Origin of the sequence: Acinetobacter sp. KS-LM10 (genome assembly GCF_036896575.1) — a bacterium.
Taxonomy (GTDB): domain Bacteria; phylum Pseudomonadota; class Gammaproteobacteria; order Pseudomonadales; family Moraxellaceae; genus Acinetobacter; species Acinetobacter avistercoris.
In genome coordinates, this window is record NZ_CP145906.1 from 1106639 (window position 1) to 1118704 (window position 12066).

Here is a 12066-nt window from a genome sequence, read left to right on the forward strand (position 1 = left end):
CTTACTCCAAGGCACGAATATAGTGAGTGTTGGCATGCTGTATATAGTTCGGAAATGTCGCAATCGATCCATGGCTTTGCAGCAAAGTCGCTAGAGAAATGACATATTTATAAGCATTCACTGCTGTTTCAGCTTTTAAGCCATTTAAAATATTTTGTGCATCAATCACTTGATACGCCGTGCCAACATCTTCTTTGAAAGAGAGCTCTTGAATGCGTAAATTTTCCTGAGCAGCTTTTATATTCTGTTGTAAAAGTACATCACTTCGCTGTGCGCTTATGGCTTCACTATAAGATTTATAAATTAAACTTTCGAGTTCTTGCTGAGTACGTGCAGTGAGTAACTCAGTGGCATCACGTTTCAATTCGGCAGCTTGAATATTTTTATTTTTATCAACTCCTGAAAATAGGTTGTAACGCGCGGCAACACCAACAATCCAGTTTTCATTTTGATCCAAACTATATTCACCAAATGCGAAAACATTGGGTTTTTTCGAGGCTTGCTGCACTTTGATATTGGCATTTGCCAATTGAGTGTCCATTTGCATTTTCTGAATCAATGCAGAGTTTTGGCTAAATGTTTTGAGTAAGTTGTTCAGATCTTGAGGTTCGGAGCGGTTCACAAATAGAGGCGTACTTAATTCAGTGACACTGCTTTGTTGTAATAGATTAGACAGTTGAAATAAAGCAGCAGATAAGTTGGCTTGGTTATTTTGCGCTGTGCGTTCTGCGTTATTTCTTGCAACTTCAAATTGCATACGCTGACCTTTGCTTAAGAAACCTTGCTGCTCCATTTTTAGGGCATTGCGGTAATGCTGCTGCATCGTCTTTAAATTAGATTGTGCTGCTGTATGTAATTGTTTTTGTAGTTGTACATTGAAATAGGCTTGGATCAGTTCAAAACGTTGTAGGTCTTGTTGTTCCTGATTATTTAATTGACTACGACTAGATTGAATCTTAACAACGTCCTTAGCACTTGAGGTCAAACCACCTGTATATAGAGGCATCATGATAGATATTGTCGGGCGAATAACCTGATCTTCTAGAACGACATTCTCGGTATCTGGAATGAGACCAATCCCACTATGAATGGTGTTGTTGATGCCACTACGCAAAGGATCAGTGACACCAGAGGATAAACCCGATGAACTTTCCCATTGGCTGATTTGACCGTTAATACCTTGTGAAAGTGAACTCTCTAAGTTGTTTTTAAGCTGTTGAAGTGGAATATCTACTTCGCTATGAAAAGCATAAGCGCGTACGTTTAAATCGATACGTGGTAAGCCTAATCCTTTGGAGGCTTCAGCTTCAAGTTTTGCCGCTTGTTCTAAGTTGTTATAGGCCTGAGAGCTATATGAAGATTGCAGCAATTGCCGTTCGGCATCTTGAAAACTCAAACTTTGAGCTTGTGCAAATATACTACTGAGCAGCGTAATGCTGAGTAGAGTCAATTGAAAATTATATTTTTTGCTATTTTTATTTTGAGTCATAAATCAATCAGTTAAATGAAAGAGATGAAGTGATTTTATCTATTATAAATGAACTCATGAAGAGAGCGTATAAAAACTAAATTTATAGTTTAGCTCGCCATAAATAGGAAGCTTTTTTGGCCTTTATCTATCCTAAAATAATTCGGAATTTTAGTTATTTAAATCAATAGATGCTAAACAATGCTTGATGTAAATGAACTTGATATAGTTGTTCGAGGAAATTCGAAATAACTTTAAAATTTGATTTACCGTTTATTTTTTGGATAAGACTCATTATCTTGTTTGAGTAGGGTGAATGATCGGCGCTTTGCAGTTTATTCTTGGTAAAAAGCGTGAATATATTAGATCTCTTTCATAAGTCTCTTTCGTAAGCCCTTTTAATAATTAGATTCTTTAATAAACTTATCATCAGTATTCCCTCATCATAGCCTTTTTCCAGCGAGAGAAAGAATTTTTGTATATCCATTTATTGCTGCTCAAAGATTATTTTGAAGTACGAAAGATTTTTTTTGATGTCGTTACTATATTTTTGATAGATATAACTCGGTATTTCTATCTAATTTATCCACATAATTATGAATAACATTTTAAAACCAATTTCATTAAATGTTCAGGTTTAATCTATCTACTCAATCTATATTGATTTTTTAACTGTATCTTAGGTCTTATATTGGAATAATTTTGTGCAAGACAGTATTAGATATGATTAAATGCCATCATTTTATTGTGTTTCACTCTGAAAGGAAAAATCATGCGCGCGTACAATTTCTGTGCTGGTCCTGCTGCATTACCCACTGCCGTACTCGAAAAAGCTCAAGCTGAAATGCTGGATTGGCAAGGCAAGGGACTTTCCATTATGGAAATGAGCCACCGTAGCAAAGACTATGTTGCTGTTGCTGAAAAAGCAGAAGCTGACCTACGTAAACTCATGAATATTCCTGAGAACTATAAAGTATTGTTCCTTCAAGGTGGCGCATCTCTACAATTCTCTGCGATCCCTTTAAACCTTTTAGGTAAAAATAATAAAGCTGATTATATCCATACCGGTATTTGGTCTGAGAAAGCATTAAAAGAAGCACAACGCTATGGCGACATTAATGTAGTCCAAGCTGGTACAAGCATAGATGGTAAGAATGCCATTACAGATCAAAGCACTTGGACGTTGTCTGAAGATGCTGCCTACGTGCATTATGCGGATAATGAAACCATTGGCGGTCTACAATTTGCCAATGTTCCTAAAACAGATAAGCCTTTAGTGGTCGATTTGTCTTCAAGCATTTTATCGGCTCCGATTGATGTCACTCAATTTGGTCTAATCTACGCGGGTGCTCAGAAAAATATTGGCCCTGCAGGTCTGACCTTGGTCATCATTCGTGATGATTTACTGGATCAATCGAAACCAGAAATTCCAAGCATCTTAAAATATGCTGACCAAGCTAAAAATGATTCAATGGTAAATACACCATCGACTTATGCATGGTACTTGTCTGGTTTAGTTTTTGAATGGTTATTGGCACAAGGCGGTGTTGAAGCGATTCACAAGGTGAATACTGCTAAAGCTGAATTACTTTATGGCTATATTGATTCAAGTGATTTTTATGCCAATCCTATTGCTCTAGAAAATCGTTCAATTATGAATGTGCCATTTACTTTGGCGAAACCTGAGTTAGAAAAGCAATTCTTACAAGAAGCAGAACAGCATCGTTTATTAAATCTTGCTGGTCACCGTTCTGTTGGTGGTATGCGTGCGAGTATTTACAATGCTGTGCCTTTAGAAGGGGTTCAAGCTTTGGTCAACTTCATGGATGACTTTGCAAAACGTAATGCTTAATAAATAACTTCGTATAAAAAAGCCCTCAAATTGAGGGCTTTTTAAATCTTTTAGTAAAATTTGAAATCTGAATGAAATAAAAAATGGTCAGAATGTAGGAAAAACGCCAAGCAAATGTAAAATCATGGCAGACAAAAACATACCTAAAACAAAGAAGCAGTAAGCCCCCGTATCTATTCGAATTCTAGGACGAGTGTGGTTAATTAAGCTTGTAGATTGTTCTGGTATAATTTTCATTCAGGAGCCTAAATTTTACTTTTAGTGAAATCCTACTTATTTACCGTATTTTTAGCATAAATATTGGCCTGAATCCAGATATTTCCACGTATATATTGACCAATTTCAAAATCTTTGTGCAAATTGTCCTGTGTAGCGATACGAATCAGTACTGCGGGCTGATTTTCATCCAGAATCAAAGTGACATCGTAGATGGTATATGACTGATCCATAAACTGCATATCGGTCTTACCGACAACTTTGCCTTGAAACCAAGCTTCGTCTTCTTGGCCCATGGTTTCGCCATATAAATAGGCCACCATCTTAGAAAAATCAACGGTTACAGGTTCTTTGTCAAATTCATTTTTAGGTTCCCACGCATCAATCTGTTGTTGCAGGTTTTCAGGAGGGACACCGTTATTTTCACTCAATATTTCATTTAATGCTCGATGATGTTTGATCGAAGCTGGATCATCTACAATAATTTGCTCTTGGTCTGATACTTTTTCGAGTGCATATGCCCATGCATTTAGTTGTACTTTATAACTTTGATCTTTTTGATATTGCGCATGGTTGACTGAATACAGACTATCAAAAGCATACACTACGCTGTTTTGTCCAACTTTAAGCTGAAGTACGGCTTGAGTGTTTGAGTTACAGGTAATGATTCTGTCAATGCTTGCATTGAGTGTATAGGGGCTTTCGAAAACAGGGAATGCTGTTTTTACCGCCTTAGGTTTATTGTCTTCAACAGCGATGACTTGTGAAATCTGAATAGCGGAATCACTTGGACCTTTGATAAGCCATGTGCTGACGTCCATATCATTTTCTTGTTCACAGATACCCATGGGCATAATAGGAGCATCGAGCGCCAAACCTAACCATTTTGGGACATCATTGCTTGGATCTTCTGTCAGGAGGTTCCAGTGTTCTACATGGCTGCCAAAGTTCTGATCTTCTATGCGAATAATTTCTGGTCTGTTTTGATTGTTCATATGCTCATTTTAAATTTGAGTGACTTATGATATTAATATCGTGGGTAATGAGTAGATTTCAAGTCTGTATATGTTATTTCTTTTTTGAAAGCATAGATTTATGCATACTATTGTTTGATAGGTTTAGGAAATGAAAAAGAGCACCTAAAGTGCTCTTTAAACGATAATCTAAGCCGTTTAAAACTTAAATGTAATATCTGCGATAAATCGACGTCCTTCTTCTGAAAATACTTTATTATCAGTAGTGACGACTTGATTTTTCTTATTCAGAACATTACTCACAGTTAATCCGAATGTTAAAGCTTGATTGGCTGTTGATTTCAAATTATAGGTAGCGCGAGTGTCCCAAGTGAATTTGCTCGGAAAATCCTCTAGCTCGTAAATAGTGGCTTCTATACCATCAATTGAGATCAAGTTTTTAGTTTTTGTATAATTCGTTGAACCTGAACGATAATTAAAAAAGTTATTCCAAGCCCATGTTGCATCTGGTGATTGTATTAACCAGTTAAAGCGTGCAGTGAATGGGGAGTCCTTTGTAGGTAATGAACCGACCTGATATAGGTTTCCATCAGCATAGGCCCATTTGTCCATGTTTAAGCTGTTTGTATCACGATAAGTTGAAATATAAGTATTATCTTCAATATAACTGAGGCCTAAATTAAATGTGTGCAGTGTTCCCAACAGTGAATAAGGTAAGGTATTTGCGAGTGTGATGGTGTAAGTGTCTGCTTTGCCAGAGTCAATATTTTCAAAAGACTTGAGTTGTGCATTTTGGCGAATGGTATTTTTAAAATCGCGGTTGACCCACTTTAAGCCCCATTGCAAATTTGCAACATCACCATTTAAGCCAAACATGATTTCATCACTATAAGGTGTATCAAGGTCAGTGGCTTTTGTACCTAAAGTCCCTGCCTCAGATTCAATCTGCCATCCGAAGTTATTTGACGCATTCCAGTGACTATCGTACTCATCATCTCGTGACAGGTTAAACTTAAAAGTATTTTGTTTTTCTTGTAATTCAGTCACTAAATAGGTTGAACCATAATAACGATTATATCCCCCAGTCAATTTTAAAGCTTGATTACCGAAAGGGGTGTATTCAATTGAGCTACGCGGTGCGATATTTAGATTGGATGCCAAAGAGTCGTAATCCGCGCGAACGCCAAATCGTGCTTTTAAGTTCTTAAAGGTGATTTGATCTTCAATAAAACTAAACCATTGATCCTGACGGGCGCTGAGTTTAGCTGTGCTATACAGTATTCCTTTCTTAAAATATTGCCCATTCCATTGTTGCCACTCGGGATCTTTGCTTGCAGGTTTATATGCTAATGCGGTATTGGAGCATAAATAATCTCCAGCTGCACATAGAGCGTCACCTAAGTTACCACGTTGAGGTGTAGTCGTATTTACATATTTTCCCGTCTTAGAATCGATCACGCGGATATATCCTGTGCCTGTGTAAGTCACACTATCACTTGGACGGTCCCATGTGCCTTCATTATGTTTATAACCAGCACCAATTTTAAATTGATGACTGCTTTGTGCAAATTTAAATGGATTGAAGGTTGCCTTAATGTCGTAGCTTAAGGTTGACTGCTGGTTCAGTAAGTCACCACCGGAACCGCCTTCTGTTAATGTATCTCCGGTAGATGATCCTGGAAGCCAGTCTTTATCTCCTAAGGAATATGCCCATGCCGCACTATAATCTTGATCTAAAAGTCGTTCAGAATCTGTCGTTCGATAGTTCAAATTATTTTCTAATTTAAATTGATCAAATAAATGCTCGGATTGGATGAAGAATGTGTCTGTTATCGTGTCAATGCTATAGTCTGAGCGAATAATTTTTGATAAATAACCATCGCGATTATAGTCAAAGTGATCAAAACCAAATTGATATTTTGCTTTGTTATGCGGGGTGAAATAAGTCGTAATCCCTATACTGTTATTATTTTCTTCGGTATCAACTTTTTCATCTGAATAGCCACTCAACACAGGAATTTTTGAGTTGCGTAAACTGGTATTTAAACTCACACCCCATTTTTCATTGAGTCTGCCATAGGCAGTGGCACTTAGACCGTAAATGTCGTATTCACGATGGTATTGTTGCGATGATATGTTGTCTAATTTATTAGACTCGAACTCCTCTTCGGTGTCGATAAAGTTAAAACGACTCCATGCACTTGAAGTGTAGTCAGCACTGACACTACCGTGAATTTTTCCGATTTCTGTTTTTGGCGTACAGGTTTTTGCAGAAATAACCCCACCTAAAAACTCACCATGCTCTGCGCTTGCATTACTGTCAATAACTTCAAGTTCACACAATAAATCTGTATTGATATTGGCAGTTTGAGATTGGCTGGGAACACCTGTAAATGTAGTATCTGCACTGTCACCTACAGGGTCAAAAGTATTTGATGTGTTGACACCATTGACAACAAATTTATTATCGTAAAATTGAGCGCCATTAATGCTTATTTTTTCAGGTGCTAAAGAAGCTTGGTTACCACTACCTAGGGCATCACGTTCAAATTGAACATTGCTATTATTTTTTAAAAAATCGGCAATGGTTTTTTTCCCATTCGGCATGTTTTTGAGTTGTTCTGCGCTATAGACCGTTGTTCCTACAGCGCTGTCTTGCTTTGCCTCACTAATAATCGTTGAAAGTGAAACTGAAGTATTATTTGCAGGGGTTGCAGCTAAAACAATGGGGCTAAATACACTAAAAATTGCAATCGAAAGATTAGAATAAGCAAAACGCATGACGTGGGGGAGATCAGTGGAAAGATAACGTTAGCGATTATCATTTAAATATAGTGAGCATTCAATACAAATGAGAATTATTTGCATCAATACTCCTCTTGAATGTTCATTAATAAAACAGATGAATTGAAGAGAATAAAAAAAAGCCCAAGTTCGTACTTGGGCTTTTAGTTGAGATAGTGAATATCTCGAATATGGCGTCCCTACGGGGATTCGAACCCCGGTTACCGCCGTGAAAGGGCGATGTCCTAGGCCTCTAGACGATAGGGACGTTTAGAAGATGGCGGTATCTTATTGATCCGCCACCAGAGTGTCAAGGAGATGTGGCGCGAGTTTGTTCAAAATATAGCAGAACAATTCAGCTGTCTTTTGCGTATCATAAAGTGCAGAGTGTGCTTCTTTACCATCAAACTCGATACCTGCTTGAATACATGATTTTGCAAGTACAGTTTGACCAAACATGACAGCACTTAATGTCACGGTATCAAAAACAGAAAAGCTATGAAACGGATTTTGATTTTTAGTGCCAGTTCGTGCAATTGCAGCTTTGACGAAACCCAAATCAAAATGTGCATTATGCCCAACCAATACCGCATGGGTACATTGCTGTTGCTTACGGACATCATTGACCGCTTTAAACATACGTTTAAGCGCAGTTTTTTCATCTTCAGCCATCGCTACACGCATTGGATTGAAAGGATCAATGCCAATGAAATCCAATGAACGACGGTCTAAGTTTGCACCTTCAAAGGGGTTTATATGTGCATGGTGGGCTTCACCAGGAACAAATTGACCTGCGTCATTATAAATAATGGGAATACATGCGATTTCGAGTAATGCATCCGTATCTGCATTAAAACCAGCAGTTTCAACATCAACAACAACGGGTAAAAATCCGCGGAAACGTTGAGCGATGACTGGTTGTGTTTCAGTTGTCACACCTTTCTCCAATGAATGGTTTTGCCCGCATATAAAGGAACAATTTTTTCCCCATCTAAATAATCTAGACTTTCAGGAATAATTTGATCTTCTTTAACCAATGTGATGGTATTGGTATTACGAGGAAGACCATAAAAATCTGCACCAAAATGACTTGCGAAGCCTTCTAAACGCTCGATCTTACCAACTTGATCAAATGCTTGTGCATAGAGTTCAATTGCCGTAGGCGCACTATAGCAGCCCGCACAACCACATGCATTTTCTTTTGCATCTTTTGAGTGCGGTGCGCTGTCTGTACCTAAGAAAAACTTAGGACTTCCGCTAGTAGCAACTTCAAGCAATGTTTGCTGATGAGTTTGACGTTTCAAAATTGGAAGACAATAAAAATGCGGTTTAATACCACCCACCAACATATCATTTCGATTAAATAACAAATGTTGCGGTGTAATGGTTGCTGCTACATTGCGGTCTTGTTCAAGTACAAAGTGTGCAGCTTCACTGGTTGTGATGTGCTCAAGAACCAATTTTAACTTTGGAAATTGCTTTAACAATGGAGAGAGGACTTCATCAAGGAAGCGTTTTTCACGGTCAAAGATATCGACATGGTTATGAGTCACTTCACCATGAAGTAATAATGGAACTTGATGTTCTTCAAGTTGCTCAATGACTGCGTAGACTTTACGAATATCACTTACGCCATTGTCTGAATTGGTGGTCGCTCCCGCAGGATATAATTTAATACCATTTACAAATTCAGAGTTTTTAATTTTTTCAACTTCACTCGGTTCTGTGTGATCCGTGAAATACAGCACCATACGTGGATCAAAGTGAAGTCCTTCAGGTACATGAGCTAAGATACGATTGCGGTATGCATTCGCTTCTTCCACCGTTTTCACAGGCGGAACTGTATTTGGCATGCAGATCGCACGCGCAAATTGCTGAGCTAAATCGGGAACAGTACGTTTTAATGCAAGTCCATCACGTAAGTGAGCATGCCAGTCATCAGGTTGAAGCAGAGTAATCGTATTCAAGGCAATTTATACATGAAAAATAAAGTAGATGATAATCGAAATACGGCAAAATTGGTAATGTCAAAATTGAATTACGACTGCTTTACTGCTTTAAAAAATAATTATAATTTGAATAGAAATACAAGCTGCTCATTTTTAATACAGCTTAGCGTATCTTTAAATATAAATAATGAATGACGTGAATCAGATTAATACTTTTTTGAGTCCATAGTGACTAGAGGTCTTTCACTTTTATCTATTCATCTGAATGAGACAGTGGGGAGTGTTTATAGATCATTGGAAATATTCGTTAGTGAGGTTCTCTCAATTAAAAAATCATTAGTTCTCTTTCATAAGTCGAAAAAATGATTAGTGAGTGGCCATAAATTAATAGTTAAAAATCCCTTCTCCCTTTGGGAAAAGATTAGGATGAGAGAATACGCATGATGAGTCTGTTGTATGAATAATGACTTTTTGAATGAAGTCTATTGTTTAACATTATTGCGTGGCGATAAATTGATCTATAAAAATTCTTTCTATCTTACTTTGAATGAGGGTTAGGATGGGCTGATACTGAATCTGAACTTGATGTTTAAAAAATAAATTATGAAATCTACTGAATTTGCGTAAACTGCATTCTGTTGAGATCTTTATGAATAGCGATCAATTAATCTATAGATCGTACATATATTTTAAATATTGAAAATAATACGAATCGTTAGGAAAACTTAAATGCTGAATCGATATAAAAAAAAACCGCTCATAAGAGCGGTTTTTGATTTTAGCAATCTTAGTTTTTGTCTTTTAATTGCGGAACTGCAGAACCTGTACCTACAGCCAATAAACCAGTGTTGGTATAAATGCTGAGTTTTGCACGGGTATCCGTAATATCCAAGTTACGCATAGTCAACTGACCAATACGATCCATTGGAGAGAACATCGAATCACCTTTTTCCATCGTTAAACGCTCAGCTTCATAAGTGAGGTTTTCAGATTCTGTATCGATGATGGTGTAATCATTACCACGACGAAGTTCTAAAGTCACAGTACCTGTTACTGCTTTTGCAACCCAACGTTGTGCTGTTTCACGAAGCATTAGCGCTTGAGAATCGAACCAACGGCCTTGGTAAAGCAGACGACCTAAACGTAAACCATTGATACGGTATTGTTCAATCGTATCTTCGTTATGAATACCTGTTACAAGGCGCTCATAAGCAATATGAAGAAGAGCCATACCTGGTGCTTCATAAATACCGCGAGATTTCGCTTCAATGATTCGGTTTTCAATCTGGTCTGACATACCTAGACCATGACGACCACCGATGCGGTTTGCTTCAAGAATGAACTCAACTGGATCTTCAATGCGTTTGCCATTCAATGCAACAGGGAAACCTTCTTCGAAAGTAACCGATACTTCTTCAGCTTGAACTTCAACATCATCTTTCCAGAACGCAACGCCCATAATTGGGTCAACGATTTTGATACCTGCATTTAAGTATTCAAGATCTTTTGCTTCGTGTGTCGCGCCCAACATGTTTGAATCTGTTGAATATGCTTTTTCTTTTGACATTTTATAGTCAAAACCATTGTCAATAAGGAACTGTGACATTTCTGCACGGCCGCCTAATTCATCAATGAAAGTTTGGTCTAACCACGGTTTGTAAATTTTAAGCGCAGGATTGGTCAACAAGCCATAACGGTAAAAACGTTCAATGTCGTTACCTTTATAAGTCGAACCGTCACCCCAAATGTTAACGTCATCTTCTTTCATGGCAGTCACAAGCATCGTACCTGTAACAGCACGACCAAGTGGCGTTGTATTGAAATAAGGAACGCCACCAGTTGAAATGTGGAATGCACCACATTGGATCGCAGCAATACCTTCTAGCGCTAACTGAAGACGGCAATCCACTAAGCGAGCTTTAACAGCACCATATTCTTCTGCTTTTTTTGGAATTGCGTTGTAGTCATCTTCATCAGGTTGACCTAGATTAGCTGTATAAGCATAAGGTTCTGCGCCTTTTTGTTTCATCCACAAAAGAGCTGCTGAAGTGTCTAGACCACCAGAGAAAGCGATACCGACTTTTTTTCCTACAGGTACATTCTGCAAGATCGTTGCATTATCAGTCATTACTAGTCCTAACTATTTTAAATAGGCACCACAAAATTGCTGGCCAAGGAGAATTTAATAATGCTGCTATTGTAACACTTTTCATTGTGATTTTTTTCTTAAAAAATACTCAAGTTCAAATATTATTAGATAAATATGAAAAAGTTAATCGGATCATAAAATGTTAATCTTTGATTCAAACTATTTTTTAAATTTGTCGTGATTGAAATTTTATAAAATCACATTGAAGTAATAGGGGAAGAGAGTAAATGCAGAAAAACAAAGTCTTATCATGGTTGCATTATATCGTTGCCGTCATTGTTGTTTTTGATGTGATTTATATCCTTAATTATACGCTGGATTTATCCGAAGATGATGCACGTTATTTGATCGCCAATGTAGTGGGTAAATTATTACTGATCGCTTTACATATTACTGCAGCAAAAATGGTCAAAAATGGTCGTGTCAAAGATCGGATATTTTCTTTATTCTTGACACTTTTTGTTCTGTCAGCATTTCCAATTGGATCAATTCTGGCCATCATCATGTTGATCTATATCTTTAAATGGCAGACGAGTGAAAATATCATTGATGATGTAACAAACTAATCTATGAAATGACCTAGTCATGGAATTGACTTTAGGATCAAGAAAAAAAAATTATCAGTCATCCCATATTTTAAAAAACACGCTAAAATTTTATGCAACAAGTTGCAA

8 protein-coding genes and 1 tRNA gene are annotated in these 12066 nt (G+C 37.4%); 2 read left to right on the top strand and 7 right to left on the bottom strand.

Features of this window, described 5'->3' with window-relative positions; translation table 11 throughout:
• Position 1 precedes the first annotated feature (1 nt).
• Positions 2-1489, bottom strand: coding sequence for a TolC family protein (locus V5M36_RS05090; RefSeq protein WP_338562695.1), 1488 nt, complete (start codon positions 1487-1489; stop codon positions 2-4).
• A 751-nt stretch (positions 1490-2240) separates the two neighbouring features.
• Here V5M36_RS05090 and serC point away from each other — a divergent pair.
• Positions 2241-3320 carry a 3-phosphoserine/phosphohydroxythreonine transaminase gene (gene serC, locus V5M36_RS05095; RefSeq protein ID WP_338562697.1) on the top strand — a complete coding sequence of 360 codons (1080 nt, stop codon included), beginning with the start codon at positions 2241-2243 and terminating at the stop codon, positions 3318-3320.
• A 269-nt stretch (positions 3321-3589) separates the two neighbouring features.
• On the opposite strand, the gene V5M36_RS05100 is transcribed toward serC, so the two are convergent.
• The 6 genes from V5M36_RS05100 to argG form a co-directional block, all read right to left on the bottom strand.
• The gene (locus V5M36_RS05100; protein WP_338562699.1) at positions 3590-4531 is read right to left on the bottom strand and encodes a hypothetical protein; all 942 of its coding nucleotides are present in this window, start codon (positions 4529-4531) and stop codon (positions 3590-3592) included.
• A gap of 177 nt (positions 4532-4708) precedes the next feature.
• Positions 4709-7291 carry a TonB-dependent receptor plug domain-containing protein gene (locus V5M36_RS05105; protein ID WP_338562701.1) on the bottom strand — a complete coding sequence of 861 codons (2583 nt, stop codon included), beginning with the start codon at positions 7289-7291 and terminating at the stop codon, positions 4709-4711.
• Positions 7292-7486: 195 nt separating this feature from the next.
• Positions 7487-7562, bottom strand: a tRNA-Glu gene (locus V5M36_RS05110).
• A gap of 20 nt (positions 7563-7582) precedes the next feature.
• Positions 7583-8242, bottom strand: coding sequence for a ribonuclease T (rnt, locus tag V5M36_RS05115; protein WP_338562703.1), 660 nt, complete (start codon positions 8240-8242; stop codon positions 7583-7585).
• A complete protein-coding gene (gene pyrC, locus V5M36_RS05120) occupies positions 8227-9261 on the bottom strand; it encodes a dihydroorotase (protein ID WP_338562705.1) in 1035 nt (344 codons plus the stop codon). Before pyrC ends, rnt begins: the two co-directional genes overlap by 16 nt.
• A 769-nt stretch (positions 9262-10030) precedes the next feature.
• Positions 10031-11371 carry an argininosuccinate synthase gene (argG, locus tag V5M36_RS05125; RefSeq protein WP_338562707.1) on the bottom strand — a complete coding sequence of 447 codons (1341 nt, stop codon included), beginning with the start codon at positions 11369-11371 and terminating at the stop codon, positions 10031-10033.
• A gap of 248 nt (positions 11372-11619) precedes the next feature.
• Between argG and V5M36_RS05130 the strand changes: the two genes are divergently transcribed.
• Positions 11620-11958: a hypothetical protein gene (locus V5M36_RS05130; RefSeq protein WP_338562709.1), complete on the top strand. Its 339-nt coding sequence runs from the start codon at positions 11620-11622 to the stop codon at positions 11956-11958.
• The last annotated feature ends 108 nt before the right edge of the window (positions 11959-12066 follow it).